At 66.4% G+C, this 24,793-nt stretch carries 26 protein-coding genes and 1 pseudogene; 23 read left to right on the top strand and 4 right to left on the bottom strand.

Annotation, left to right across the window (positions count from 1 at the left end):
• The first annotated feature begins 101 nt into the window (after positions 1–101).
• Genes PHA81_RS03985 through PHA81_RS04000 form a run of 4 tightly spaced genes read left to right on the top strand, consistent with a single transcriptional unit; the run spans position 102 to position 2,700 of the window.
• A complete protein-coding gene (locus PHA81_RS03985; protein WP_005044509.1) occupies positions 102–563 on the top strand; it encodes a 30S ribosomal protein S15 in 462 nt (153 codons plus the stop codon).
• Positions 564–1,730, top strand: a complete 1,167-nt coding sequence (locus PHA81_RS03990) for an exonuclease RecJ (protein WP_273835376.1) — start codon at positions 564–566, stop codon at positions 1,728–1,730. It begins immediately after the preceding gene.
• Positions 1,727–2,068: a KEOPS complex subunit Pcc1 gene (locus PHA81_RS20920; RefSeq protein ID WP_337958926.1), complete on the top strand. Its 342-nt coding sequence runs from the start codon at positions 1,727–1,729 to the stop codon at positions 2,066–2,068. Before PHA81_RS03990 ends, PHA81_RS20920 begins: the two co-directional genes overlap by 4 nt.
• Positions 2,065–2,700 (top strand): 30S ribosomal protein S3ae, encoded by a 636-nt coding sequence (locus PHA81_RS04000; protein WP_005044512.1) that lies wholly within the window; start codon positions 2,065–2,067, stop codon positions 2,698–2,700. Before PHA81_RS20920 ends, PHA81_RS04000 begins: the two co-directional genes overlap by 4 nt.
• Positions 2,701–2,717: 17 nt before the next feature.
• Here PHA81_RS04000 and PHA81_RS04005 read toward each other — a convergent pair whose 3' ends face one another.
• Positions 2,718–3,134 carry a plastocyanin/azurin family copper-binding protein gene (locus PHA81_RS04005; RefSeq protein ID WP_005044513.1) on the bottom strand — a complete coding sequence of 139 codons (417 nt, stop codon included), beginning with the start codon at positions 3,132–3,134 and terminating at the stop codon, positions 2,718–2,720.
• A 117-nt stretch (positions 3,135–3,251) separates the two neighbouring features.
• On the opposite strand from PHA81_RS04005, the gene PHA81_RS04010 reads away from it, so the two are divergent.
• The 3 genes from PHA81_RS04010 to PHA81_RS04020 all read left to right on the top strand — a co-directional run bounded on the left by PHA81_RS04010 (position 3,252) and on the right by PHA81_RS04020 (position 7,167).
• Positions 3,252–3,959 (top strand): protein sorting system archaetidylserine synthase, encoded by a 708-nt coding sequence (locus PHA81_RS04010; protein ID WP_005044514.1) that lies wholly within the window; start codon positions 3,252–3,254, stop codon positions 3,957–3,959.
• Between the two features lie 23 nt (positions 3,960–3,982).
• Positions 3,983–5,449 carry a HEAT repeat domain-containing protein gene (locus PHA81_RS04015; RefSeq protein ID WP_273835382.1) on the top strand — a complete coding sequence of 489 codons (1,467 nt, stop codon included), beginning with the start codon at positions 3,983–3,985 and terminating at the stop codon, positions 5,447–5,449.
• Positions 5,450–5,520: 71 nt separating this feature from the next.
• Complete coding sequence (locus tag PHA81_RS04020; RefSeq protein ID WP_005044516.1) at positions 5,521–7,167, top strand: phospholipase D-like domain-containing protein; 1,647 nt, start codon at positions 5,521–5,523, stop codon at positions 7,165–7,167.
• A gap of 28 nt (positions 7,168–7,195) precedes the next feature.
• Here the strand turns inward: PHA81_RS04020 and PHA81_RS04025 are convergent, their stop codons facing one another.
• On the bottom strand, positions 7,196–9,109 hold the full coding sequence (locus PHA81_RS04025; protein ID WP_005044517.1) for an OB-fold nucleic acid binding domain-containing protein: 1,914 nt from the start codon (positions 9,107–9,109) through the stop codon (positions 7,196–7,198).
• A gap of 93 nt (positions 9,110–9,202) precedes the next feature.
• On the opposite strand from PHA81_RS04025, the gene PHA81_RS04030 reads away from it, so the two are divergent.
• The 3 genes from PHA81_RS04030 (at position 9,203) to PHA81_RS04040 (ending at position 11,881) form a co-directional block, all read left to right on the top strand.
• Complete coding sequence (locus tag PHA81_RS04030) at positions 9,203–9,685, top strand: Mov34/MPN/PAD-1 family protein (protein WP_049910249.1); 483 nt, start codon at positions 9,203–9,205, stop codon at positions 9,683–9,685.
• Positions 9,682–10,236, top strand: coding sequence for an adenylyltransferase/cytidyltransferase family protein (locus PHA81_RS04035; protein ID WP_005044519.1), 555 nt, complete (start codon positions 9,682–9,684; stop codon positions 10,234–10,236). The genes PHA81_RS04030 and PHA81_RS04035 overlap by 4 nt, the downstream gene beginning before the upstream one ends.
• A 94-nt stretch (positions 10,237–10,330) precedes the next feature.
• The gene (locus tag PHA81_RS04040) at positions 10,331–11,881 is read left to right on the top strand and encodes a formate/nitrite transporter family protein (protein WP_005044522.1); all 1,551 of its coding nucleotides are present in this window, start codon (positions 10,331–10,333) and stop codon (positions 11,879–11,881) included.
• 69 nt (positions 11,882–11,950) lie between these two features.
• On the opposite strand, the gene PHA81_RS04045 is transcribed toward PHA81_RS04040, so the two are convergent.
• The gene (locus PHA81_RS04045) at positions 11,951–13,096 is read right to left on the bottom strand and encodes a pyridoxal phosphate-dependent aminotransferase (protein ID WP_005044523.1); all 1,146 of its coding nucleotides are present in this window, start codon (positions 13,094–13,096) and stop codon (positions 11,951–11,953) included.
• Positions 13,093–13,497 carry a 6,7-dimethyl-8-ribityllumazine synthase gene (gene ribH / locus PHA81_RS04050; RefSeq protein ID WP_005044524.1) on the bottom strand — a complete coding sequence of 135 codons (405 nt, stop codon included), beginning with the start codon at positions 13,495–13,497 and terminating at the stop codon, positions 13,093–13,095. Before ribH ends, PHA81_RS04045 begins: the two co-directional genes overlap by 4 nt.
• A 104-nt stretch (positions 13,498–13,601) precedes the next feature.
• Here ribH and PHA81_RS04055 point away from each other — a divergent pair, with 104 nt between their 5' ends.
• The 13 genes and pseudogenes from PHA81_RS04055 (at position 13,602) to nuoK (ending at position 24,792) form a co-directional block, all read left to right on the top strand.
• Positions 13,602–15,323: a flippase activity-associated protein Agl23 gene (locus PHA81_RS04055; protein WP_049910255.1), complete on the top strand. Its 1,722-nt coding sequence runs from the start codon at positions 13,602–13,604 to the stop codon at positions 15,321–15,323.
• A gap of 26 nt (positions 15,324–15,349) precedes the next feature.
• Positions 15,350–16,504, top strand: coding sequence for a 5-(carboxyamino)imidazole ribonucleotide synthase (locus tag PHA81_RS04060; protein ID WP_005044526.1), 1,155 nt, complete (start codon positions 15,350–15,352; stop codon positions 16,502–16,504).
• A complete protein-coding gene (purE, locus tag PHA81_RS04065) occupies positions 16,501–17,154 on the top strand; it encodes a 5-(carboxyamino)imidazole ribonucleotide mutase (RefSeq protein WP_005044527.1) in 654 nt (217 codons plus the stop codon). Before PHA81_RS04060 ends, purE begins: the two co-directional genes overlap by 4 nt.
• 115 nt (positions 17,155–17,269) lie before the next feature.
• On the top strand, positions 17,270–17,677 hold the full coding sequence (locus tag PHA81_RS04070) for an NADH-quinone oxidoreductase subunit A (protein WP_005044528.1): 408 nt from the start codon (positions 17,270–17,272) through the stop codon (positions 17,675–17,677).
• Complete coding sequence (locus PHA81_RS04075; protein WP_005044529.1) at positions 17,677–18,372, top strand: NADH-quinone oxidoreductase subunit B; 696 nt, start codon at positions 17,677–17,679, stop codon at positions 18,370–18,372. The genes PHA81_RS04070 and PHA81_RS04075 overlap by 1 nt, the downstream gene beginning before the upstream one ends.
• Complete coding sequence (locus PHA81_RS04080) at positions 18,369–20,045, top strand: NADH-quinone oxidoreductase subunit D (RefSeq protein ID WP_273835398.1); 1,677 nt, start codon at positions 18,369–18,371, stop codon at positions 20,043–20,045. The genes PHA81_RS04075 and PHA81_RS04080 overlap by 4 nt, the downstream gene beginning before the upstream one ends.
• Positions 20,042–21,235 (top strand): complex I subunit 1 family protein, encoded by a 1,194-nt coding sequence (locus PHA81_RS04085; RefSeq protein WP_005044530.1) that lies wholly within the window; start codon positions 20,042–20,044, stop codon positions 21,233–21,235. Before PHA81_RS04080 ends, PHA81_RS04085 begins: the two co-directional genes overlap by 4 nt.
• Positions 21,236–21,272: 37 nt before the next feature.
• Complete coding sequence (locus PHA81_RS04090) at positions 21,273–21,734, top strand: NADH-quinone oxidoreductase subunit I (protein ID WP_005044531.1); 462 nt, start codon at positions 21,273–21,275, stop codon at positions 21,732–21,734.
• 137 nt (positions 21,735–21,871) lie between these two features.
• A pseudogene (locus PHA81_RS04095) lies at positions 21,872–21,955 on the top strand (NADH-quinone oxidoreductase subunit I); the annotation flags it as partial.
• Positions 21,956–22,162: 207 nt separating this feature from the next.
• Complete coding sequence (locus PHA81_RS04100) at positions 22,163–23,671, top strand: DUF302 domain-containing protein (RefSeq protein WP_273835401.1); 1,509 nt, start codon at positions 22,163–22,165, stop codon at positions 23,669–23,671.
• A 145-nt stretch (positions 23,672–23,816) separates the two neighbouring features.
• Positions 23,817–24,089: an NADH-quinone oxidoreductase subunit J gene (locus PHA81_RS04105; protein WP_006077166.1), complete on the top strand. Its 273-nt coding sequence runs from the start codon at positions 23,817–23,819 to the stop codon at positions 24,087–24,089.
• Positions 24,086–24,490, top strand: a complete 405-nt coding sequence (locus tag PHA81_RS04110; RefSeq protein WP_005044535.1) for an NADH-quinone oxidoreductase subunit J — start codon at positions 24,086–24,088, stop codon at positions 24,488–24,490. The genes PHA81_RS04105 and PHA81_RS04110 overlap by 4 nt, the downstream gene beginning before the upstream one ends.
• The gene (gene nuoK / locus PHA81_RS04115; protein WP_005044536.1) at positions 24,490–24,792 is read left to right on the top strand and encodes an NADH-quinone oxidoreductase subunit NuoK; all 303 of its coding nucleotides are present in this window, start codon (positions 24,490–24,492) and stop codon (positions 24,790–24,792) included. Before PHA81_RS04110 ends, nuoK begins: the two co-directional genes overlap by 1 nt.
• Position 24,793: the final 1 nt, after the last annotated feature.

Below are 24,793 nucleotides of genomic sequence, written 5' to 3' on the forward strand. Positions count from 1 at the left end.
GTGGGGATGGGAACAGCACGGCCGCAAATCTGACACGCCCTCGCGGGCTCTGAGATTGCGGTAGTGTTCGGTAGCGTTTCGTGCGATTCCTATCCTCACATATGGCACGAATGCATACACGACGCCGCGGGTCGTCCAGTTCGGACACGCCCGTGGCGGACGATCCGCCGGAGTGGAGCGACGTCGACACCGACGCCATCGAAGCGCGCGTCGTCGAACTGGCAGAAGAGGGCTACGGCCCGAGCCAGATCGGTCTCAAACTGCGCGACGAGGGCGTCCAGGGCACGCCGATCCCGGACGTCCAGCTCGCCACCGACAAGAAAGTGACCGAGATCTTGGACGACCACGACGCCAGTGGCGACCTTCCGGAAGATCTTCGGAACCTGCTCGAACGCGCGGTTCGGCTCCGCGAGCACATGGCCGACAACCCGGGCGACGCCCAGAACAAGCGCGCGCTCCAGAACGCCGAGGCGAAGGTCCGCCGGCTCGCCGACTACTACCGCGGCGACGAGCTCGACGAGGACTTCAAGTACACCTACGAGCACGCACGGGAACTCCTGTAGATGGCCGTCGCCGGTCGTTCCGAGGACGGATCGACTGCCGACAGCGCCGCCGCTGCGCTCCGTGAGGCCGGGTTCGTCCGGTTTCACGTCGCGCCCGACGGCGACGCGCTGGCGACTGCCGGGCTCCTCGCCCGGGCGCTCGCCGAGCGGGACACCCCGTTCCAGGCGAGCGTCGTCCGCAGCGGACGACCGGGAACGACCGACACTGCAGGCACCGACGACACGACCACCGTGTGTATCGGCGGCACGGAGCCCGCCGACGTCACGCTCGACCCGCCCGGATCGGCGAGCGAGGCAGCGTTCGAGGCTGCACGCGAACTCGGGAGCGATCCCGACCCGATCCTCGCGCTCGCCGGCGCGTTCACCCCTCCCGACGCCGCGCTCGAAGGGAGCGCCGCGTTCGAGGCCGCACGCGACCACGACCTCATCGAACAGCGGCCTGGAGTCGCGATCCCGGTCACGGACCTCGCCGATGGGCTCGCACACACGACGCTCGCCCACGCCGGGTTTTCGGGCGATTCCGATGCGGTGCGCGAGACGCTCGACGGCCGCGAGACCGCTGACACCGACGAGGAACGACGCGAGGTCGCCTCGATCGTCGCGCTCACGGCCGCCGGCGCGGAGGACGCGACATCGCGCGCCGCCGAGACGGTCGAGCACGTGCTCCGGCCGTACACGATCGCTGAACGCTCCAACGACGAGTCGGCCACAGCTCCCGAGTTCGCGACCGTCGGCGGGTACGCGGACGTGCTGCGTGCGTGTGCCCACGAACGACCAGGCACCGGGCTCGCGCTGGCGATCGGCCACGATGTCCGCAACGCGGCGCTATCGGCGTGGCGCGCACACGCGGAGCGGGCCCACGCCGCGGTCAGAACGGCGACGACGGCACGACACCGGAATCTCGTTGTCGCCCGCGTCGACACGGACGCGCCGCTTGCGACGACCGCGCGGCTCTTCTGTGACTTTCGATCGCCGGAACCGGTCGTGGTGGCGGTCGGCGAAACCGAGGCCGCGGCCGCCGCGACCGACGATCGAAATCTCGGTACGCGGATGCGCCAGGCCGCAGCGGCTGCCGACGGCAACGGAGCGGGCAGCGAACGCCGCGGCCGCGCGACGTTCACCGACGACGAGGCGTTCGTCGCGGCGTTCCGGGAGGCGATGGCGTGAGCCGACGCGCCCGACTCCGGACCGAGTCGACTCACGCCGGCGTCGTCGCTGCGGCGCTCGTTCCGGACAACACGCCGGAGATGGAGACGGTCGTGGCGGACGACGCCATCGAGACCACGATCGCGCGCGAGACGACCGGTGGACTCCGGACCACGGTCGACGACTACGTGGTCAATCTCTCGGTGGCCGAACGCGTCGCGCAGGCAGCCGAGCAGCGCGCAGCCGATCGAGGAATCGACCACGAGGCGGATCGAGCGACGGAGCATCGAGCGACTGACCAACCGCGATCCACGGACGACGTGGACGACACCCAGACCACGAACGACACGAACCCATGAGCGAACGATCAGTTTCACGACAGCAACAGGAGAAACGGTGGTACACCGTGTTCGCGCCCGAGGAGTTCGATCGGGCCGAACTCGGCGAGACCCCCGCGAACGAACCGAACCAGGTGCTCGATCGCACCATCGAGACCACGCTCGGCGATCTGACCGACGACGCCGGCGCGAACAACGTCAAGCTCACGTTCCGAGTCCGGGACGTGGGCAGCGACGCGGCCTACACCGAGTTCATCAAACACGAGCTCACTCGGGACTACCTCGACAGTCTCGTGCGCCGCGGGGCCTCGAAGGTCGAGGCCTACCTCACGGTGATGACCAGCGACGAGTATCGTGTTCGGATCCAGCCGGTCGCGTTCACGACCCAGAAGGCCGACGACAGCCAGGAGCGCGCGATCCGTCGGCGGATGACCGAACTCGTCGAGGAAGCCGCCAGCGAGCGGACCTTCGAGGAGCTCGTCGACAGCGTGACCCAGGGTCGGCTGTCGAGTGCGATCTACGGCGAGGCGCGCACCATCTACCCGCTCCGGCGGGTCGAGGTCGGCAAGCTCGCGCTCGACGCCCATCCCGACGAAGTCGCCGAAGAGGAAGAGACCGCGGTCGACGTCGACGAAGAAGACGTCGAGGTCTGAATCGCGGATCTTCGTCGCTACTCGACGACGGTGAACTGCGCGACCATCCCACCGCGTTCGTGTGGAATGCAGAAATAGTTATACGTCCCGGGAACCTCGAACGTCACTTCGAACGTCTCGCCGCTGGCGATCCCGCCACCACCCCGCTGGAGCCACGCGTCACGGGCCGCCTTGGTGCTCTCGAACCCGCCGGAGGCGAAAAACGTCGCTCCGTCCGGAATTCCCGATTCGTACGCGGTCACGGTGTGAGTTCGCGAGCCGGTGTTGCGCCAGACGACCGCCTCGCCGACGCGTGGCTCGAAGTTCTCTGGCTGGAGGAACGCGCTCGAACTCATTCCGATCTCGTCGTCGCCCTCCTGACGCGACTGTCCAGTACAGCCCGCGAAAACGGCGGTGACGCCCGCAGCAGCCCCGAGAAACGCGCGTCGGTTCATACCTAATCATCACACGCCGCGCGATTTAGACCCCTCGGTAGCCGCTGGACGAGGTCGCGGGGCCAGTCGGCGCGCCGAAGATAAACCCCTAAACCGCGGGTCGGCGAGTCCGGTGGTATGCAGCCCCGTTTCGTCGCACGGCTCGGGCTCGCCGACGCCGTCACGGCGACAAACGCCGGTCTCGGCTTCCTCGCAGCGGCCGCTGCGATGGTCGATCCCGGACTCGCCGCCCGGCTGATCCTGCTGGCGGCGATCGCCGACGGCCTCGACGGCGCGATCGCCCAGCACGTCGGGAGCACGCCGGTCGGGGAGTTCCTCGACTCGCTCGCGGATGTCGCCTCGTTCGGCGTCGCGCCCGCACTGTTCGTCTTCGCCACCGCGCGCACCGCGTGGGACCTCTCGCTCGCCGAACCCTCTCCGTCGGTGACACTCACACTGCTCGTGACCGGGCTGTTCGTCGTGACGGCGGTCGTCAGGCTCGGGCTCTACACCGCCTACGATATCGGACGCGAGGCGACCGAGGGCGCACAGACCACGCTGGCGGCGACGGTGCTCGCGGTCGCCTATCTCGCCGGGGTGCGGTCGCCGGCGGTGCTCCTCGGCGCGACCCTCGCCTTCGTTGGGCTGATGGTCGCACCGTTTCGGTACCCCGACCTCCGGATTCGGGACGCGCTGGCGATGGGTGTCGTTCAGGCGCTGTCGATCCTCGCTCCGGGAGCGTTCGGTCGGCTGTTTCCCCGATTGTTGCTCGCCGCCGCACTCGCGTACCTCGCGCTCGCGCCACGGCTGTATCGCCGTGGGACTCCCGAAGGGAAACGCACTTAGTAGCTTGTGCCACAGTTTTCTCCATGAGCAACGGGGACGACGAGCCCGACGCCGACACCGGCGAGGGGTCAGCGGGGGCCACGGACCAGCCTGCGGATGGGGACGACGGGGAAGCCGAAACCGACGCCATCGAAACGAAGCACACCCCCGAGTCCCTCGACGAACGACTCGACGAGATCGAGACCGCGGTCGACGAGGCCGACACCGAGTCCGATCTCGACGCTGTCGAATCCGATCTCGACGATGTGGAGACGGACATCGAGGCGGCCGATCTCCCCGAATCCGATGAGGACGAGGCGGATGACGGGGACGACGACGAGGAGAGCGAACGCACCCGCGAGGAACTCGAATCACGCGTCACGGAGCTCCGCGAGGCGATCGAGTCCCAGCGCGGTCCGTACGCCGAAGACGTCGTCGAGACGGTCGAAGGCGCAAAAACGACGATCACCGAGACGCGCTGGACCGACGAGGGCGAGCGCGAGGTGGCCGAAGCGGTCGAGCGCTTCCTCGACGGCGCTGGCGACGCGCTCGACGAAACGTTCGCCGTGGAGAGCGACGGAGCTGACTCCGAGACGGAGAACGAGACCGCAACTGACGCCGGCGACGGCGAGGAAGACGCCGACGACGGGGAAGACGCCGACGAACACGCCGAACTCGTCGCAGCGCTCGACGACGTGATCGAGTCGATCGAAACGCACGACCTCGATCCCGACGAGGACGAGGAGACCGTCGCCGACCTGCTTGACGACGCCGAGGGGCTCGCCGACGACCTCGACGACGCCGAGGAGTGGGACGATCTCACGGTCCGCGAGAAACTCACCGTCGAGGGCTTCTACGACGTGCTCGAATCGGAGAACCGCAAGGACTTCCCACCGGAGTGGAACGCGATCAAGATCTACGAGAAACGTGGCGAACCCGAGCCGATCCTCCGGGGATTGGAGATGTTCGGCTCGGAGTTCATGGAGGAGCACTGCATCGAGTCGCTGAAACGTCTGGGTGCGCCGGCGGCGTTCGACGCGATGGAGCAGCGCGCCCAGAAACGCGACAAGGCCCCGATCGCGGCGCTCGGAAAGATCGGCGACGATCGCGCGCTCGACACGCTCCACGAGTACATCGAGGGCGATAGCGATCCCGGTCTCCAGAAGGTCACGCTCAAGGCGCTCGGCGAGATTGGGAGCGAGGATTCGACACAGCCGGTCGCCGATCGCCTCGTCGCCGACAACGAAACCGTGCGCTCGAACGCGGCGCGTGCCCTCGGGCTGATCGGCGACGCGCGCGCGATCGACCCGCTCGCGGACGTGATCGACGAGGACGACTCGAATTCCGTTCGCGCGAGCGCGGCGTGGGCGCTCAATCAGATCGGGACCGAAAGCGCGCTCGACGCCGCCCGCGACCACGCCGACGACCGATCGTATCTCGTCCAAAGCGAGGCCGAGAAGGCCGAACACGCGATGGCCGACGACGGCGACGCGACCGAAACCCCGGCCTGAGACGAACTCTCCTTCGACTCCGATCGGCTTGACACGAACTCTTAAATCGGAGAACGTGACCACCGGCGGGTGTGTCTCTCCGGGTGGTCGTGCTGGCGTTCGTGGCCGTCGCACTCGTCGCGTCGCCGGTCGGGTTCGCGGTAGCGACGCCTGGCGTGACTGCCGACGGAGCCCAGCCCGACGGCCCGCACGTCGCGGCAGTGTACCCGAACCCGCTCGCCGCGGAGGACGCGGGCGAGTACGTCGTGCTCACGTTCCCTGAGGCGACGAATCTCTCCGGCTGGACGCTGAGTGACGGCGAGACGAACGTCTCGCTGCCGAACGCCACGATGGAGGGCCGGATCGCGGTCACCGCCACACCGAACGCAACCACGAACCTCACGACGGCGTCGATCGTGAGCGTGAACGAGTCGGTGAGTCTCGCCAACGGTGGCGACGAGATCACGCTCCACGACGGCGAGCGTGTCGTCGACGAGATGGCGTACGAGGACGCGCCCGAGGCCGAACGCTACAACCGGACTGCCGATGGATGGGCGTGGGAGCATCTCGGTGCGACGAACTTCTCGGCGGTGCGGACGGGTCCCGCAACGACCCGGGCGTTCGTCCTGCCCGATGCGCCAGCGGTGCCGATCGACGTCCTCGAATCGGCCGAGCGCCGAATATTGCTCGCTGGGTACACCTTCAGCTCCGAGCGTGCCACAGCGGCGCTCGAACGCGCGGCCGAACGCGGCGTCGAGGTCCGCGTGCTCGTCGACGACGCGCCCGTGGGCGGGATGACGACGCGTCAGGCGAAACTCCTCGATCGTCTCACGAGCGCGGGCGTCGCGGTCGAGGTCATCGGCGGCGAGCGCGCACGGTATGACTACCATCACCCCAAATACGCCGTGATCGACGATCGCGCGCTCGTGATGACCGAGAACTGGAAACCGTCGGGAACCGGTGGTCGGTCGAGCCGCGGGTGGGGAGCGGTGGTCCGGAGCAGCGAAACTGCCGCGGAACTCGCCGAAATCTTCCGGGCGGATATCGGCTGGCGCGACACCGTTTCGTGGGGCGAATTCCGCGCGAACGAGACGTTCGAGACCGAGGCGGCGGCGAACGGGAGCTATCCGACGAGCTTCGAGCCGAAAGAAATCGAGACCCAGGGCGTGCAGCTTCTCACCGCACCCGACAACGCCGAGCGGGTGCTCGTCGATCGGATCGACCGGGCCGACGAATCGGTCGAAATCGTCCAGGCGTCGATCGGGAGCCGTCGCCAGCCGCTGCTCGAAGCAGCGATCCGTGCGGCCGAGCGCGGTGTCGACGTCCGCATCCTGCTGAGTAGCCAGTGGTACTCCGAGGAGGAGAACTCGGAACTCGCCGACTGGCTGAACCGGAAAGCAGAGGACGAGAACCTCTCACTCGACGCCAAAGTGGCCGACCCTGGCGATCGTTTCGAGAAGATCCACGCCAAGGGCGTCGTCATCGACCGCGAGGCTGCCGTCGTTGGGAGTCTCAACTGGAACAACAACTCCGCCGACGAGAACCGCGAGATCGCGGTCGTGCTCGAAGGGACGGAAGCCGGAGAGTACTACGGGAAGGTCTTCGACGCCGACTGGGAGGGTGGCGACGGCGGGTCCGGGATCGGCGACGATTCACCGCTGCCCGTCGGGATCGTCGCCGCGGTTGCGGGGATTGTGGTGCTCGCGGTCGTCGTCGCCCGCCGGATCGAGTTCGAATAGCCTCAGTAACGGCGGACGTTCGGTGGTTTCAGTCCTCGAAGCCAGCGACCGACGCGCTGCCGAGCTCCTCGTCGATCTCGGCGTCGCCCATCTTGGCTTCGAGCGCGTCGAGCACTTCTTCGCGCATTCCTTTCACGAACTTGATCGAGCCGACGACGAGGTGGCCGCCGCCGCTCACGCCGCCGCCCGTGACCTCCTCTTCGAGCTCCTCGACCATCTGTGGGATATCGAGGCGCACGCCGTCGCTCCGGAGGACGGCGAAGTCGGGGCCGTAGCCCACCGTGATGACGGGGCTGTCGGTTTCGGCGACCTTCCGATCGTGGATCGCACCCGTCGTCTTGCCCGGTGCGGGGTAGGTGAAGCGCCTGGCGTAGCGCTCGACGTCGAGCCGGTTCAACTGTGCGCCGTTGTCGAGCGATTCGGTCTCGACGTGGGGCATCGCGGCGTCGAGCTGGCGGTCGGTGTCGCGGTCGGCGCGCTCGGAGAGATGGTCGACGAGATCGCGATGGCGCTCTTCGTCGGCGGCGTCGACACCGAGCACGTCGGTCATCAGCGCGTCGCCCGAACTGTAGCGCAGCCAGTGAGCGGCGTAATCGAGTGCGTCACCGGTCGCCTGGAGGTCCGACTCGTCGTAGCCTTCCTCCTCGGCGAGCGCGAGGTAGTCGGCCATCGCGTCGGCCTCCGAGCGGTCGGTGAGGCCCGCGACCGCCGGCACGTGGCGGAGCTCGTCGGTGATCTCGGGGTGGATCATCCGCGCGACCTCGACACACAACATTCCGGTCGTCACGCCGTAGTCCTCACCACGGAGGTAGGGGTTGACGTGCTCGTCGAGCAGCCCCTCGACGGCGTCGGGATCGGGATGGTGATGATCGACGGCCACGATCGGGATGTCGTACTGGGCGAGTGCCTCGTAGGCCGGCACGTCCTCCTCGGTGCTGCCGTTGTCGAGCATCGCCACGAGCGGGAGGCGCTGGCCGTGACGGTCGCGGTCGCCGAGCGCGAAGTTGAGATCGCGCGCGACGTCCTCCATCTCGTAGAAGGGAGCCTTGCTCGGCGATCGCTTCACGAGGTGGCGCGGGGCCGAAGCGTCGCCGTGGACGTCCTCGATGAACCGCGAGAGCGCGAGCTGGACGGGGATCGACGCACACATCCCGTCGCCGTCGGCGTGATGGCGGATCCGGATCGGTCGGTTTTCGAGGACTGCGCGACGCAGCCGCGTCGCGACGCCCTCTAGGTCGTTCCATAACTTTTCGAGCGCGTCCCACTCGATCAGCGGCGTGACGTCGCGGGCTGCCGCGCGCTCGTCGAGTGCGCTGTCGAGTCGTTCACGGAGCTCGACGGCATCATCGAGACGGGCGAGTCCGTCGACCTCGACCTGGATCGCGCCCTCGCGGCGCTCCGGTGCTCCCTCGATTCGCACGAGGTCGCCGACTTCGATGTCGGGGTACGCCCGGACCCCGGCGGCCTCGAACGCCGCACAGTCGACGACGCCCGACGCGTCGCGGAGCGCGAACACCGTCGGCCCTCCCGTTTGCTCGATTCCGACGATCTCGCCGTCGAGTGTCACGCTTTCGCCGATCGTCGCTTCGAGATCGTCGGCGGCCGTGATATCGGGTTCGTACTCGACGGCGACCGTCTCGTAATCGTCGATCGTGGCTTCGTCGAAACCGAGATCGCCGTTCGGTCTGATCTCGTCGAGGCGGACGATCAGATCGTCGCCGACCGCGTACTCGCTGTCGAGGTTCGATTCGTGGACCAGCCCCGAGATGTCGTCGGCGATGTCGACGAAGACGCCGTACTCCACGACGCCGTTGACGGTCGCGTGGTAGCGTTCGCCGGCCTCGACGGCCTCGGTCGTGTGTTCGGGCGCGAGATCGTAGACGGTCGGGAGCTCGCTCGCCCCGTCGTCCGTTCGATCGTCGGATTCGGCGGGTGTAGACATTCTTGACCGGCGTTTGCCGCGGCCGGGTTTAAGAATTGGCAAATCACACTCCCCAGCCGGAACGCTTAGATGGTCGCCGGCCGGTGTTCGGACATGGGCTTTTTCGGGTCGAGCGAGGTCGTCGGGATCGCCGCCGACACCCTCGCGTTCGCCCGCTCGGCCGCCGAAGAGAGCCACCCGAACGAGTATATGGGACTGCTCCGCAGTGAGGACGCGACCGATCTCGGGCTCGACAGATCGGGGACCGTCGTGACCGACGTGCTCGTGGTACCCGCGACCGAGTCGAACCCGGTGAGCGCCACAGTGAAAACGAGCCTCGTCCCGAACGACATGCGCGCCGCGGGGTCGATCCACTCCCATCCAAACGGTGTACTCCGCCCGAGCGACGCCGATCTGGCGACGTTCGGGAAAGGAGATGTCCACATCATCCTCGGCGCGCCCTACCGCGACCACGACTGGCAGGCGTTCGACCGCGAAGGGAAACGGCGCGACCTCCCGGTGCTCGACGTCGATCTCCCCGACGACGAGGACTTTTTCGACTTCACTCAGGCCGACATCGACGAGGAGTTACGATGACCGAGGAGCGTCGTGGGGTGGAGCGAAGTGGCTCGGAGGGGAGCGAGGGAGAGCGAAGCGACGACGAGCCGAGCGACGACCGAACCCGATCGGGAGCCGACTTGCCCGAAACGAGCGACGATCCGACGACGGTCGTCGCCCAGGGAACGTTCGACATCCTCCATCCCGGTCATCTGGAGTACCTCCGCGAGGCGGCGGCGATGGGCGACGAACTCGCCGTGATCCTCGCCCGCCGGGAGAACGTCACCCACAAGGCTAAACCGGTTCTGGCGGATCGCCAGCGCCGGGAGATGGTCGCTGCGCTCGATCCGGTCGACGACGCGGTGCTCGGCGACCGCGAGGACATCTTCGTCCCGATCGAGGCGCTCGATCCCGACGTGATCGTGCTCGGTCACGACCAGCACCACGACGAGGCCGCGATCGCGGCGGCGCTCGGCGACCGCGGGATCGACTGCGACGTGAAGCGCGCAGCGGGACGCGAGCCGAACTACGAGGGAGAGCTCCTCTCGACCGGGCAGATCATCGATCGGATCCGCGAAGAGCGGGGCTGACCGAAATTCACATACCGATCCGGAAATGGAAAGTCAGGAAAGTGATTTATAGTGTCTACTCCATCGCTCCGGCCGCTATCGACGATTACGGCCGATGAGCCGACGAGGCACGAACGGGTCCGCTTCGGGGCGGGAACTCGCCGAGCCGGTGTCCGAAGACGACCACACGCGGGGACCGGACGACGCCAGCGTCACGCTCGTCCAGTACGGCGACTTCGAGTGCCCGAACTGTGGCACCGTCCATTCGATCATCGAGCGACTGCTTGATCACCTCGACGACGAGCTCCGGTACGTCTATCGCCACTTCCCGTTGACCGAGGTGCGACCCAACGCGAAACAGGCCGCCGAGGCCGCGGAGGCAGCCGGTGCGCAGGGTGCGTTCTGGCCGATGTACGACCGGCTCTACGAACACCAGGACGCACTCGCCGCCGAGGACCTCGAAGCACACGCCGACGCGCTCGACCTCGACACTGAGCGGTTCGCCCAGGAACTCGACGACAACGATCACGAGGACCGGGTTCGTGAGGACTTCGAGAGCGGGATCGAGAGCGACGTCAACAGCGCCCCGACCTTCTTCATCGACGGCGAGCGCTACGAGGGGCGCTACAGCTTCGACGCGCTGCTCGATGCGATCGTCGACGCTGGCGATCTCACCGATGTCTCGCGCGCGACGCCCGACGGCGGCGAGGCCTCCCGGGGCGACCTGCGCGAGACGCTCGACGAGTCCGAACACGGTGCGCCGGCGGCCGGCTCCGCGGTCCGAGATCGGTTCTCGGCCGACGAGATCTTCCAGCGGGTGGTGGCGACCGCCGACGAGGAGTTCGACCGGAGCTTTCGACTGCTCTTTCTGAGCGGGCTCGCGGCTGGGTTCGCGATGAGCCTCTCCTTTGTGGGGGTCGCCGCGCTGACCGCGCTGCTCGGCGGTGACGGCTCGGCGTCGGCGGCGGGCTATCTCCTCTATCCGCTGGGCTTCCTGTTCGTCGTCCTCGGGAGCTACCAGCTGTTCACCGAGAACACGCTCACGCCCGTCACGCTGGTCCTGACGCGGATCGCCTCGATCCCCGCACTCCTCCGAGTCTGGGGCGTGGTACTCGCGGCAAATGTCTTGGGAGTGGCGGCGAGCGCGTACGTCCTCGCCAACACAGGCGTGCTCTCGCCCGAAGCGGCAGCGGCCGCGAGCGAGATCGGCCACCACTTCTTCGAGCTGTCGTGGGCCGACATCTTCTGGAAGGGCGTGTTCGCGGGCGTGCTGATCGCCGGGATGGTGTGGCTGATCCACGCCGCTCGCGACACCGCGGCCCGGGTACTGATCGTCTTCGCGCTCGCCTACGCCGTGGGGGCCGCTGAGCTCGCCCACTGCATCGTGGGGTCGGCCGAAACCCTGTACGTCGTGTTCAACGGCGAGGAGTCGCTGTGGTCGTTCTTCAGTCACTTCCTCGTGCCTGCAACTCTCGGCAACACCGTCGGCGGCGTCGTGTTCGTCGCGCTCCTGAACTACAGCCAGACCCGCGACCGCCGGATTCAGAACCGGGACTGTCGCGTGCTCGAACTCGGCTGGTCGGAATGGCTCTTTGAGAATCACATCGGTCGCCCGATCACACCCTCGTTCCCGGAGAGCGAGGACGACGGTGCCGAAGCCGACTGATCGGCTTCCGCTTCCCAAGCCGTGAATCGGTTCGCGAGAGACTCGGTTCTCTTGTGGCTCCGCGTCGGTTCAGAGCAGCTCTTCGGCAGCCAGCCGGTCGACCGCCTCACGCAGCCGTTCCTGGCTGTTGGCGTACGAGAAGCGGGCGTAGCCTGGCGCGCCGAACGCGCTTCCCGGGACGGTGGCGACGTGGGCGTTCTGGATCGCGTCCTCGCACCACTGCTGATCGTCCTCGTCGACGGGCACCATCAGATAGAACGCGCCGTCGGGCACGGACACGTCAACGCCGTGCTCGGCGAGCAGATCGACCACGAGGTCGCGACGCTCCTCGAACGCTTCGGTCATCTGGGCGACCGCCTGATCGGTGTTTTCGAGCGCCTCGACGCCCGCGTGCTGGACGAAGTTGGTCGCACACGAGACCGAGTGCGAGTGGAGTTTGGCGGCCTGATCGATGAACGCTTCGGGCGCAGCGAGATAGCCGAGCCGCCAGCCCGTCATCGAGTAGGCCTTCGAGAAGCCGTTGATCGTGACCGTCCGATCGGCCATCCCCTCCAGAGTACCGAGGCTCGTCGGTTCGACGCCGTAGGTGATCTCCTTGTAGATCTCGTCGGAGATCACGGTGATATCATGCTCGACCGCAAGGTCGCGGACGCCGCGGAGTGCCGCGTCGGTGAACACGGAGCCAGTGGGGTTCGACGGCGAGTTCACCACGAGAAGCTCGGTGTCGTCCGAGACCGCCGCACCGAGGTCGTCGAGCGCGGGTTCGAGCTGGAGATCGTACGGCGTGAGGTCGACCCGCGAGAGCGAGCCGCCGGCGAGTTTCACCATCGCCTCGTAGGAGACCCACGCCGGGTCGAGCAGACAGACCTCGCTCCCCTCGTCGATCAGGGTCTGGAACGTCTCGTAGAGCGCCTGCTTGCCGCCCGGCGTGACGATGATCTCGTCGGTGGTGTAATCGAGCCCATCATCCTGGAGCTTGTCGGCGATCGCCTCCTTGAGATCGGGGATGCCGTTCGAGGACGTGTAGCCGGTGTGGCCGGCGTCCATCGCGTCCTTTCCCGCCTCCACGATGTTCTCCGGGGTCGGGAAGTCGGGCTCGCCCACGCTGAGGTCGACGACGTCGACGCCGTCGGCTTCGAGTTCGCCGGCAAGGTTGCTGATCGCGAGCGTCGCGCTCGGCTCGACGCGCTCGACGCGGGCGGCGAACTCGCTCATGCGAGCGCCTCCACCATGTCGACGGCGGTTGTAACGGCCTCTGCACCTTTGTCGGCGCGCTCGCGTGCCTCCGCACCGCTCATTCCGGGACCGACCACGCCGAAGGTCACGGGTTTGTCCCGATCGAGGCTCACGTCGGTCAGACCCTTTGCCGCCGACCGAGCGATGACCTGGTCGTGGTCGGTGTCGCCCGAGACGATCGCGCCGAGCACCGCGACCGCCGCGATCTCGTCTCGCCGTGCGAGCCGGTCGGCCGCGAGCGGCGCGTCGTACGCACCGGGGACTGGGATCGTGTCGGTGATCTCGGCCCCGCACTCCGCCGCGGCCTCGTGTGCGTGCTCTTCCATCTCCGTCGTGAGGTCGTCGTAGAACTGGGCGACGACCAGTCCGAGACTGTGCATGTGCGGCGGGTGGCGAGCGCCCCTCAAAGACCTACCGTTCGGTGCCAGCCCTGCCGAACGGCCAACCGAAACGCTCCTATGGGATGCCCGAGCGTGAATGGGACATGAGAGCGCCAGACGGCGTCGCGGCCCACCGGAGCCGTCGAGTCACGCTCGCCGTCGTCGCTATCGCCGTGCTGGGGCTGCTCGCCCGGCTCGCCTTCCTCGGCGACCGGATCGCCCACTGGGACGAGGCCCGTGTCGGGTACTGGATCCTGAACTACGCCGAGACGGGCAGCTTCATGTATCGACCGATGATCCACGGGCCCTTCCTCCATCAGGTGAACGCCCCTCTCTTCTCCCTGCTCGGCCCGAACGATTTCACGATGCGGCTCGTGGTTGCTGTCCTCGGGGCTGCGCTCCCGCTCGCCGCGCTGCTCTTCCGTGATCGCCTTCGATCGACCGAAACGATCGCGCTCGCCGTTTTCCTCGCCGCCGATCCGGTTCTGCTCTACTACTCGCGGTTCATGCGGAGCGACCTCCCGCTCGCGGTCTTCTCGCTGTTCGCGGTCGGCTTCTTCGTCCGGGCGATCGACACCCGTCGTGCGCGCTGGTTCCACGCGAGCGTGCTCTCGCTTGCGCTCGCGTTCACGACGAAGGAGAACGTCCTCATCACGCTCGTGACGTGGCTCGGCGCGCTCGTCCTGCTCGCCGACCACCGACTGTTCCTCGATCGCGGTTTCGATCGGGGCTGGCGGACGGCGCTCCGGCGGCGTGCCACGTGGATTCGTCGCACCGTCCGGCGATGGACGCCACACCTCCTCGTTGGCGCGTTCGAATTCCTCGCGATCGTCGTGTACTTTTACGCGCCACGTCGGACCGACGCGCCGGGGTTCGACGACCTCCTCACCGATCCCACGACGCTCCCGGCGGTGGTGGGCGAGGCGACGCTCGGCTCGTGGAACGCCTTCTACTCGCTATGGGTCAAGGGGGGCCACCAAGACCACTCCTATCTGCCCTACCTCGCGGACTACCTCGAAACCCTTTCCACGGGGTCAGGGGCGCTGATCGTGCTTGCGGTGGTCGGCTTCCTCGCGGATCGGTACGCCGGCGACCGGCCGCGTGATCTCGTCGCGTTCTGTTTCTACTGGGGCGCGGTCAGCGTTCTCGGTTACCCCATCGTGACCGACATCATGGCTCCGTGGGCGACGATCCACGCGATCGTTCCGCTTGCGGTGCCGGCGGCAGTCGGCGTCGGTGTCCTCTTCGCGCGCGGTCGCGCGGCGCTCGCCGATGACAACCGGGCCGCTGTCGCTGCGGTGGCGATCGCCCTCCTCCTCGTCGTCGCACAGATCGGGATCGTTGCGACCAACGACGTCTACCTCGATTCGCAGTCCGACGGGAACGAACTCGTCCAGTACGCCCAGCCCGCTGACGACTTCCACCCCGCGATCGACGACATGGCTGCCGTGAGCGCGACCAACGAGGGGACCGACGTGTTGGTGTACGGTGAGTTCCTCGTCGCCGAGCGATCGGGCGCGAGGGAGCCGGGCTGCACCAAGTGGTTCAACCTCCTCCCGATCCCGTGGTACACCGAGAGCACCGACGCGACCGTCTCGTGTGCGCGAAACGTCTCGGCGTTCGAACGGCAGACGGCGGGGAACCCACCACCGATCGTGATCGGGCTGACCACCGATCGAGCGTTCCTCGCGGACCGCCTCGACGGGTACGACGCCCGGAGCTACGTGCTGCGGACGCGGGATACCGGGAAAACCAACACGACCTTCTTCGTGGACACGAGCCGGCTGCCGGCGAACGCGACTGGCGGAACCGAAGGGAATCCTTAACCCCACGAGTCGAAAACCGAGCCACCATGCAACCGACTGCACCAGGCCCGACGCTGGGGGTGGTCGGCGGCGGCCAGCTCGGCCGGATGCTCGGTGAGGCCGCCGCGCCGCTCGGGGTCGACGTCGTCGTGAGCGATCCGACGCCCGACCCGCCGGCCGCACCCGTCGTCCGCGACACACTCCACGGCGATTTCGACGATCCGGATGCCGTTGCCGCACTCGCAGAGCGCGCCGACGTCCTGACCTACGAGATCGAACTCGCCGATCCTGACCTGCTCGAACGAGTGAGCGAGGAGTTCGGCACACCTGTGCATCCCGCTCCCGACACGCTCCGGACGATCCAAGACAAACTCGTCCAGAAGCGTCGATTGGAAGATGCCGGCGTTCCCGTCCCGCCGTTCCGGGCGGTCGAGAACGTTGCCGAGCTTCACGACGCGCTCGACGACCTCGGCTATCCCGCGATGTTGAAGGCACGCCGCGGCGGCTACGACGGCCGCGGGAACGTCCCGATCGAATCGCCGGGCGGCGTCGAAACCGCGTTCGAGGCGATCGACGGCGACGCGATGGTCGAGGCCTTCGTTCCCTTCGATCGGGAGCTTTCGGTCATCGGCGTTCGCGGTGCGGACGACCGACGGGCGTTCACGCCCGGCGAGAACGTCCACGAAGAGGAGATCTTGCGCGAGACGATCGTCCCGGCGCGCGTTTCCGACGACGTCCGCGAGCGCGCGAAAGCGATCGCGCGGGACGTGCTCGACCTGATGGATGGCCGGGGCGTGTTCGGGATCGAATTATTTGAATCGAATGGCGAGATCTCGGTCAACGAGATCGCCCCACGGCCGCACAACTCCGGCCACTGGACCATCGAGGGTGCGCTGACCTCCCAGTTCGAACAGCACGTCCGCGCGGTGCTCGGCTGGCCGCTCGGCGCGACCGATCGCCGTGGCCGGACAGTGATGACCAATCTCCTCGGTGATGTCGAGGAACCGGAGCCTGCCGAACTCGTGGGTATCGACGACGTGCTCGCCGAACCGGGCGCGAACCTTCACTGGTACGGCAAACACGAGGCGCGGCCGCTCCGGAAGCTCGGCCACGTCACGCTCTCTGGTGGAGAGGAGACCGACACGAACGACCTGCTCGCACGCGCCCGCGAACTCCGCGACGGCTGTACCTTCGATCCATGACTGAGACACCGGAGACGACCGCAACCGAGACGACTGCCGCCACCGAACTCGACGATCTCGTCGCTTCGCTTGAACGCGAGGCCGACCGTGACCGTCCCGCCGAGACCACCCCGGACGTAGGGATCGTGATGGGGTCGGACTCGGATCTCGACACGATGTACGGCGCGTACGAGGCGCTCTTCGAGCTCGGCTTCGCCGAAGTCACGGATGTCGACGACCCGCCCGAAAACCGATTCACGTTCGAGAGCTACGTGGTCTCGGCCCACCGGACACCCGGACTGATGTACACCTACGCCGAGACCGCCCGCGACCGGGGGCTTGACGTCATCATCGCGGGCGCAGGCGGGAAGTCGGCCGATCTCCCGAACATGGTCGCCTCGATCGCGTACCCGATTCCGGTGATCGGTGTCCCGGTCCAAGAGAAGTCGGTCGACTCGGTCATCGGGATGCCGACCGGCGCGCCGATCGTCGCGGTCGACGCGGGCAAGTCGTTCAACGCCGGACTGTCGGCGGTCCAGACCCTCGCGCGCGAGCACGACGAACTGGAAGACCGACTGATCGACTACCACGAGGACCTCACGGCCGACGTCGCGCGCGTCTCGCGTGATCTCCACGATCGAGGTGTCGAGGCGTTTCGGGAGGACGAATGAGCCGAGTCGATGGGTTGGGCCGTGGAGCGCCAGCGTCCGGTACCGGACTACCGGGTGGGAAGAATCAACCCTTATGTGAGTGCGCTCCAAAGCCCGAACACGAGCCAGAAATCACATGAATCCGTGGATAGCTATCGGCGCGCTGGCGGTCGTCGGGGTCGCCGTCCCGCTGACGATGATCGTCGTATCGAGCCTGCTGCGACCCAGCGTGCCCGAGCAGGGGAAATCCGCCGTGTACGAGAGCGGCGAGGTTCCGACGGGCAACACCCGCATCCGGTTCAACATCCAGTACTACATGGTCGCGCTGCTGTTCGTGATCTTCGACATCGAGACCGTCCTGATCTTCCCGTGGACGGTCATCTACCGCGACGCCGTCGCGAACCCGGAGATCGGGTTGGTGCCGGCGCTCGTCCCCATGCTGGTGTTCATCGGTATCCTCGTCGTCGGCCTCGCGTGGGCGTGGCGTAACGGCGCGGTACAGTGGATTCGGAACGAACAGTCGAGCGGCACCCGAGCACGATAATGAGCAGCGACACACTCACGAACGCGGAGGCGGACGCACAGACCACCCAGGAGTCCCGGATGGGTGAGGGCGCTGACAACCGATTCAACTCCAAACTCCGGGAGGCGTTCGGCTCCTCGCCGTTCGTCCTCACGAAGTTCGATTCGTTCATGAACTGGGTCCGGAGCTCCTCGATGTTCATGCTCCAGTTCGGGATCGCGTGCTGTAGCATCGAGATGATGCACACCTACGCGGTGAAACACGACCTCGACCGCTTCGGTGCGGGCGTGCCGCGCGCCTCGCCCCGGCAGGCCGACGTGATCATCGTTCCCGGAACGATCGTCTCGAAGTTCGGCCCGCGGATGAAGCGGGTGTACGACCAGATGCCCGAGCCGAAGTTCGTGGTCTCGATGGGGTCGTGTACCATCTCTGGAGGTCCGTTCCAGCAGGGATACAACGTCGTGAAGGGCGCAGAAGAGATCATCCCGGTCGACATCCACGTTCCGGGGTGTCCACCCCGGCCCGAGGCGCTGGTCTACGGCGTCGCCAAGCTCCAGGAGCGTATCGGCGAGGGCGAGACTGCCCCCGTGACCGTGAAACCCTACGAGCTCGAAGAGTTCGGCGACCTCGAACGCGACGAGCTGGTCACCAAGCTCGCCGACGACATCGACGAGGACACGCTCGTGATGCGGTACAACTGGAACGATTCGCCATGAGCCTTGAACGACCACGCGACAGGACCCAAGCGGTTGGCGTCACCGACGACGGCCTCGACTACGACGCGCTTGCCGACCTGCTCGGTGACACCGTCATCGACCGAGAGACCCACCGCAACGCCGAGGCGTTCGTGGTGCGCCCGGACGAGGTTCAGGACGCGCTGTTCGCGCTGCGCGACGAGGCGGGGTTCGACCACTGTTCGAACGTCACCGCCCAGGAGTACGAGGACCGCTTCGAGTCGATCTACCACCTGAAGAAGTACGAAGACCCCACTCAGGAGGTCTCGGTCGTCGTGCCGACCTCCCGGGAGAACCCCGTGAGCCAGAGCGCGGAACCGGTCTACCGGACGGCGGACTGGCACGAGCGCGAGGCGTACGACCTCGTGGGAATCGAGTACGACGACCACCCTGACCTCCGGCGGATCTTGCTGCCCGAGACGTGGCAGGGCCACCCGATGGGGCTCGACTACAATCAGGAAAAGCCCCAGGTCGTCACCCTCGAATCACACGCCAACCCGATCGCCGACGACCACAGGGAGGACGGTTCGGACACGATGTTCCTCAACATCGGGCCCCACCACCCTGCGACCCACGGCGTGCTCCACGTCGAGACGGTGCTCTCCGGCGAGCAGGTCGTCCACGTCGATCCCGACATCGGCTACCTCCACCGGTGTGAGGAGCAGATGGCCCAGAACGGGAAATACCGCCACGAAATCATGCCCTACCCCGATCGGTGGGACTACGTCTCGGCGGGTATCCTGAACGAGTGGGCGTACGCCCGGACTGCCGAGGACCTCGCGGGCCTCGACGTCCCTGAATACGCTCAGGTCATCCGGACGATGTCGGCGGAGTTCTGCCGGATCGCGGCTCATATGCTCGCGCTCGGTACGTTCGCGCTCGATGTCTACGGCGAGTTCACCGCGACGTTCATGTACACGTTCCGGGACCGCGAGGTCGTCGAGGACATTCTCGAAGACCTCACGGGCCAGCGCCTGATGTTCAACTACATGCGGCTCGGTGGGGTGGCGTGGGATCTGCCCGAACCGCGCGAGGACTTCTTCGAGAAGATCCGGGACTTCCTCGACGGCCTCCCCGAGAAGCTCGACGAGTACCACGACCTGATCACCTCGAACGAGATCTTCCAGCTCCGGTGTGTCGACACGGGCGTGCTCGACGCCGAAACCGCCAAACAGTACGGAACGACGGGACCGGTCGCCCGCGCCTCGGGCGTCGACTACGACCTCCGACGCGACGATCCCTACGGCTACTACGACGAGCTCGACTGGGACGTCGTGACTGCCGAGGAGGGCGACAACTACGCTCGCGTGCTCTGTCGGATGCAGGAGGTCGAGCAGTCCGCACGGATCATCGAGCAGTGTGTCGACCTGCTCGAAGACTGGCCCGAGGACGATCGCGAGATCCAGTCGAACGTTCCCCGGACCCTTCGGCCGGACGAGGATGCCGAAATCTACCGGGCGGTCGAGGGCGCGAAGGGCGAGCTCGGGATCTACATCCGGAGCGATGGCACCGACAAGCCCGCGCGGTTCAAGATCCGAAGCCCGTGTTTCTCGAATCTTCAGGTCCTCCCCGAGATGGCCGAGGGCGAGTACATCCCCGACCTGATCGCCTCCCTCGCGAGTCTCGACATCGTGCTCGGTGAGGTCGATAGATGAGCCCGAGTGAGGTCCTGTTTCAGGCGGCGAACGCCTCGAACGCCACCAACGCAACGAACGGCACCGCTGGGGCGAACGCGACGAACGCGACCGGCGCAGCCAACGCCACGAACGCCTCTGCGGGCGGCGCGGTCGGGGGTGGATCGACGTTTCCGGAGACGCTGAGCCAGCTCCTCGGATTCGGTGCGAACCCCGATCCGGGGCTCCAGTTCGTCTTCGGGTTGATCGGCGCGTCGTTGATCGCGGTGATCTTCCTCACGTTCGCGGCGGTCGGAGGGATCTGGGGCAAGCGAAAGATCACGGCGGCCTTTACCGACCGGATCGCGGTCAACCGGGTCGGCCCGTTCGGCCTGCTGATCATCGTGGCCGACGCCGTCCGGCTCCTCTCGAAGGAGGTCATCATCCCCGACAGCGCCGATCGGCCAGCGTTCGACATCGCACCGTTCCTCGTGCCGTTCTCGGCGCTGCTTGGCTTCGCGGTGATCCCGCTGGGAACCGGCCTCCAGCTCGCCGACCCCGAGACCGGGTTCGTGTTCGTGTTCGCCGCGTCGTCGATCGCGTCGCTCGGCCTGTTGATGTCGGGCTACGCATCGAACAACAAGTACTCGTTCCTCGGCGGGCTGCGCGCGCTCGCCCAGAACATCGCCTACGAGATCCCGCTCATCGTGACTGCGGCCTCGGTCGTCGTCTTTGCCGGAACGCTCCGAATGAGTGAGATCGTCGCGATGCAGAGCGAGGCGCTCATCACGATCGCTGGCGTCTCGATCCCATCGTGGTTCGCGTTCGTCAACCCGTTCGCGTTCGTGCTGTTCCTGATCGCGAACCTCGCGGAGGTCGGACGGAACCCGTTCGACACGCCCGAAGCGCCCGGCGAACTCGTCGCAGGGTACATGACCGAGTACTCCGGTGCGTACTTCGTGCTGCTCTACCTCGGTGAGTTCCTCCACATCTTCCTTGGCGGCGCGATCATCGCGACGCTCTTCTTGGGCGGTCCGGCCGGGCCGGTGCTCCCGGGAATCGTCTGGATGCTGCTCAAGATCCTCGCGGTCTACCTGTTCACCCAGTGGGCGCGGTCGGCGATCCCACGGGTCCGGATCGATCAGCTCATCGAGATCGGCTGGAAGGGGCTGCTCGTGATGAGTTTCGCCAACCTCGTGCTCACGGCGATCATCGTGGGCTTCATCGCCTGATCGCTCTCACAACCATCCACCACACACCCACCAACCCATGATCGGAATCCTCAAATCGATGGCAACGACGATGAAACACGCGCTCGACGGCTCGACCTTTACTGTCGAGTACCCCGATGTCGCACCCGAGGTCAGCCCCCGTTTCCGGGGCGTCCACAAGTTCAGCCAGGAGCGCTGCATCTGGTGTCGCCAGTGTGAGAACGTCTGTCCGAACGACACGATCCAGATCGTGATGGACGAACAACGGAATGGCGAGCAGTACAACCTCCACATCGGCCAGTGCATCTACTGCCGGCTGTGTGAGGAGGTTTGCCCTGTGGACGCCATCCTCCTGACCCAGAACTTCGAGTTCACTGGCGACACCAAGGACGACCTCGCGTACAACAAAGAACAGCTGAAGAACGTCCCGTGGTACAAGGACATCGACCCGCTTGAGTCCAGAGAGCCCGATCGCGGTGCGTGGATCGGGGAGGGCGAAGGCGAAGTCGACTATCAGTAAACGTACGGCGAGCGTAGCGAGCCGTTTCACCGCCCGAGCGTAGCGAGGGCGCTTTTTCATCCACGTTTTTGTCGTGAGTGGTTTCGAAGCGAGCGAATGCGAGCGAGAAATCCCGAACGAGAAAAAGGTGGGGTCGCGAGGACATCGACCCGCTTGAGTCCAGAGAGCCCGATCGCGGTGCGTGGATCGGGGAAGGCGAAGGCGAAGTCGACTATCAGTAACTTCTCGGATTTTCACTCGCTAGTCGACGGGTAACGACCCGAGAACCCTCGTCTCGGTCTTTCGGTCTTCTGGTCGATCGACCGAGCACCGCTGGCGAGTCTTCGACAGCCAGGGCGGCGATTCAGTCGAACGATCGATTCGGTCAGTCGACGAAACCGACCGCAATTCTGGCATAGTTTTTTGGTGCAAATGGACGATCGACCTGTATGGATCACAGAGCAGATGGACGGGCGAACACCAGCGGCGGACGCTCACGGCGAGGGTTCATGAGCGATGCGGCGCTCGCGGGTGCTGGAGCACTCGCGCTTTCGGCCACCAGCGGCGTGGCAGCGGGCAATGACGGCAGCAGCGACGCCGATTCGTCGCCGAGCGACGTGGAGGTGTTGAACTACGCGCTGGCGCTGGAACACCTCGAAGCGGCGTACTACAACGACTTCCTCGCGGAGTACACCGAAAGCGAGGTCGAGCGCTCGGCGGTGGCGGAGTACTTCGCGCGGCCGACGCTTCAATACTCGACGTACCAGCAGATTCAGGACGTGCGGGACCACGAGGAGGCTCACGTCGAGGCGCTGACTGGGACGATCGAGGACCTTGGAGGAACGCCGGTCGAACCTGCCGACTACGAGTTCTCGTACGATTCCATCGCGGAGTTCGTGGCGATCGCCGATCGGCTCGAAGCCGTCGGGGTGTCGGCGTACGCGGGCGCAGCACCGCTGATCGACAGCGAGGAGGTGCTGAAGGCTGCCCTCAGCATCCACTCGGTGGAGGCCGAACACCAGACGTACTTCCAGCTGCTCCACCTCCAGCGCCCCTCGCCCGACGCGTTCAACGAGGCGCGCTCGATGGAGCAGGTGCTCCCGATCGCGAAGCAGTTCGTCGCCGGCGCTGACGGTGGAGATGCTGTCGGCAACGGGCTCGTGACCGCCGAAAGCGACGAGAGCGTTCCGGCGACCGTCGAGCGGATCAAAGGGCGAATCAGGGAGAACGGGCTGACCCTCGTGACGACCCTCGACCACGCCGTGAACGCCGCTTCGGTCGGGATGGAGCTTCGACCGACGACGCTGCTGGTCTTCGGCAACCCGAACGCCGGCACGCCGCTGATGCAGGCGAGTCAAACCACCGCTATCGATCTGCCTCAGAAGATGCTGGTCTACGAGGACGAAGACCGTAGGACGAACGTGGTCTACAACAGTCCGGCGTATCTCGCGGCACGACACGACATCACCGGCCAGGACGAACGCCTCGACACGATCGACAGCGTGCTCGAAGCGCTCGCCGGTGGTGACGTGAACCGATCGAAGGCGGACCCGAGCGCACTCCTCGACGGCGGCAACGGGGTCGTGACCGCTGCGGGCGGCGAGAGCGTGGATGCGACCGCCGATCGCATCCAGAGCACACTCCAATCGGCCGACGGAATCTCGATCGTGGCGACCGTCGACCACGCCGCGAACGCTGACTCGGTCGGGATGGAGCTCCGGCCGACCACGGCCGTCCTGTTCGGCAATCCGAAACTCGGCACGCCGCTGATGCAGGCGAGCCAAACGGCGGGGATCGACCTGCCACAGAAGCTGCTCGTCTACGAGGACGACAGCGGGGCGGTCAGGGTGGGATACAACGATCCGCAGTACGTCGCCGAGCGTCATGGAATCACCGGCCAGAACGAGCGCCTGGCGACGATCGAGAACGCGCTCCGATCGATCGCTATTGGACAGTAGCGCCAGCGGCTCCGTCGATCGAAGGGCGAGCGAAACGATCGCGGATGGCGGAACCGGTGTCGGCGCGACGCCGCCGCTGCCAACGCGGGCGAGCGCTCGCGCGGGTCTCGAAACCTTCAAACACCATCCCACACGAGTGAAGCCAATGGCAGCCTTACCGTACGAGGCGATTGCGTTCGCGCTGTTCGCACTCGTCACCGTGGCGAGCAGTCTCGGGGTGGTCCTCGTGGAGGACGTGTGGCACTCCGCGCTGCTGCTCGGGGTGTCGCTGTTGAGCGTCGCCGTCCACTACGTGATGCTCAACGCGGAGTTCCTCGCGGCGATGCAGATCCTCGTCTACGTCGGCGGGGTGCTCATCCTGATCACCTTCGCCGTGATGCTCACCCGAACCGATGATCCGAAGGAGGCGGTCTCGTGACGACTCGCCCCGAACTGAAGACCGATGGGAACTTTCTGCCCGGGCTGATCGCGGTCGCGCTGTTCGGCGTGCTCGCGGCTGTCTTTCTGACGGCCTCGTTCCCGGACCCGGCCGGCTTCGCCGGCGACGGGTCGATCACCGCCTCGATCGGCTACGCGATGTTCAACCTCCCCGGCGGCGTCCACCCGAGCGAGGGCTTTCTCGTCGCGTTCATCGTCATCGCGGTCGTCCTCGACGCCGCACTCGATGCGTCGGTGATGCTCGCGAAGACCGAGGAAGACGGCCGGATCGGCGGCGCGCTCCGATTCGGATCGAACGGCACCGACGACGCCCGAGCTGACGACAGTTCCGCCCGCACCGACGGCGGTCGTGATCGGACCCGCAGCGAGGAGGGACGCTGATGGTCCCCGCTCAGTACTATCTCGTGCTCTCGGCCGCGATGTTCTGCATCGGGCTGTTCGGCATCTTGACGCGGCGGAACGCGTTGGTGTTCCTGATGAGCGTCGAGATCATGCTCACCGCCGGCAACATCAACTTCGTCGCGTTCTCGCTTCAGTACGGGAACCTCACCGGACAGGTGTTCAGCCTGTTCACGATCGCGCTCGCCGCGGCGGAAGTCGCGGTCGGTATCGGTATCATCCTCGTCCTCTACCGCAACTTCCGCGGCGTGGACGTAACGAAAGCGACGACTATGAGGTGGTAAG

The sequence above is a fragment of the Halococcus sp. PRR34 genome (genome assembly GCF_028617175.1).
Classification (GTDB): domain Archaea; phylum Halobacteriota; class Halobacteria; order Halobacteriales; family Halococcaceae; genus Halococcus; species Halococcus salifodinae.

Coding starts and splice junctions, on each gene's coding strand:
- PHA81_RS04060 (WP_005044526.1), top strand. CDS start 15,350: ATGCAACCGACTGCACCAGGCCCGACGCTGGGGGTGGTCGGCGGCGGC.
- PHA81_RS04010 (WP_005044514.1), top strand. CDS start 3,252: ATGCAGCCCCGTTTCGTCGCACGGCTCGGGCTCGCCGACGCCGTCACG.
- PHA81_RS04070 (WP_005044528.1), top strand. CDS start 17,270: ATGAATCCGTGGATAGCTATCGGCGCGCTGGCGGTCGTCGGGGTCGCC.
- PHA81_RS03990 (WP_273835376.1), top strand. CDS start 564: ATGGCCGTCGCCGGTCGTTCCGAGGACGGATCGACTGCCGACAGCGCC.
- PHA81_RS04035 (WP_005044519.1), top strand. CDS start 9,682: ATGACCGAGGAGCGTCGTGGGGTGGAGCGAAGTGGCTCGGAGGGGAGC.
- ribH (WP_005044524.1), bottom strand. CDS start 13,497: ATGCACAGTCTCGGACTGGTCGTCGCCCAGTTCTACGACGACCTCACG.
- PHA81_RS04090 (WP_005044531.1), top strand. CDS start 21,273: ATGATCGGAATCCTCAAATCGATGGCAACGACGATGAAACACGCGCTC.
- PHA81_RS04030 (WP_049910249.1), top strand. CDS start 9,203: ATGGGCTTTTTCGGGTCGAGCGAGGTCGTCGGGATCGCCGCCGACACC.
- purE (WP_005044527.1), top strand. CDS start 16,501: ATGACTGAGACACCGGAGACGACCGCAACCGAGACGACTGCCGCCACC.
- nuoK (WP_005044536.1), top strand. CDS start 24,490: ATGGTCCCCGCTCAGTACTATCTCGTGCTCTCGGCCGCGATGTTCTGC.
- PHA81_RS04080 (WP_273835398.1), top strand. CDS start 18,369: ATGAGCCTTGAACGACCACGCGACAGGACCCAAGCGGTTGGCGTCACC.
- PHA81_RS04040 (WP_005044522.1), top strand. CDS start 10,331: ATGAGCCGACGAGGCACGAACGGGTCCGCTTCGGGGCGGGAACTCGCC.
- PHA81_RS04085 (WP_005044530.1), top strand. CDS start 20,042: ATGAGCCCGAGTGAGGTCCTGTTTCAGGCGGCGAACGCCTCGAACGCC.
- PHA81_RS04055 (WP_049910255.1), top strand. CDS start 13,602: ATGAGAGCGCCAGACGGCGTCGCGGCCCACCGGAGCCGTCGAGTCACG.
- PHA81_RS04025 (WP_005044517.1), bottom strand. CDS start 9,109: ATGTCTACACCCGCCGAATCCGACGATCGAACGGACGACGGGGCGAGC.
- PHA81_RS04045 (WP_005044523.1), bottom strand. CDS start 13,096: ATGAGCGAGTTCGCCGCCCGCGTCGAGCGCGTCGAGCCGAGCGCGACG.
- PHA81_RS04015 (WP_273835382.1), top strand. CDS start 3,983: ATGAGCAACGGGGACGACGAGCCCGACGCCGACACCGGCGAGGGGTCA.
- PHA81_RS04105 (WP_006077166.1), top strand. CDS start 23,817: ATGGCAGCCTTACCGTACGAGGCGATTGCGTTCGCGCTGTTCGCACTC.
- PHA81_RS04000 (WP_005044512.1), top strand. CDS start 2,065: ATGAGCGAACGATCAGTTTCACGACAGCAACAGGAGAAACGGTGGTAC.
- PHA81_RS04100 (WP_273835401.1), top strand. CDS start 22,163: ATGGATCACAGAGCAGATGGACGGGCGAACACCAGCGGCGGACGCTCA.
- PHA81_RS04005 (WP_005044513.1), bottom strand. CDS start 3,134: ATGAACCGACGCGCGTTTCTCGGGGCTGCTGCGGGCGTCACCGCCGTT.
- PHA81_RS04075 (WP_005044529.1), top strand. CDS start 17,677: ATGAGCAGCGACACACTCACGAACGCGGAGGCGGACGCACAGACCACC.
- PHA81_RS03985 (WP_005044509.1), top strand. CDS start 102: ATGGCACGAATGCATACACGACGCCGCGGGTCGTCCAGTTCGGACACG.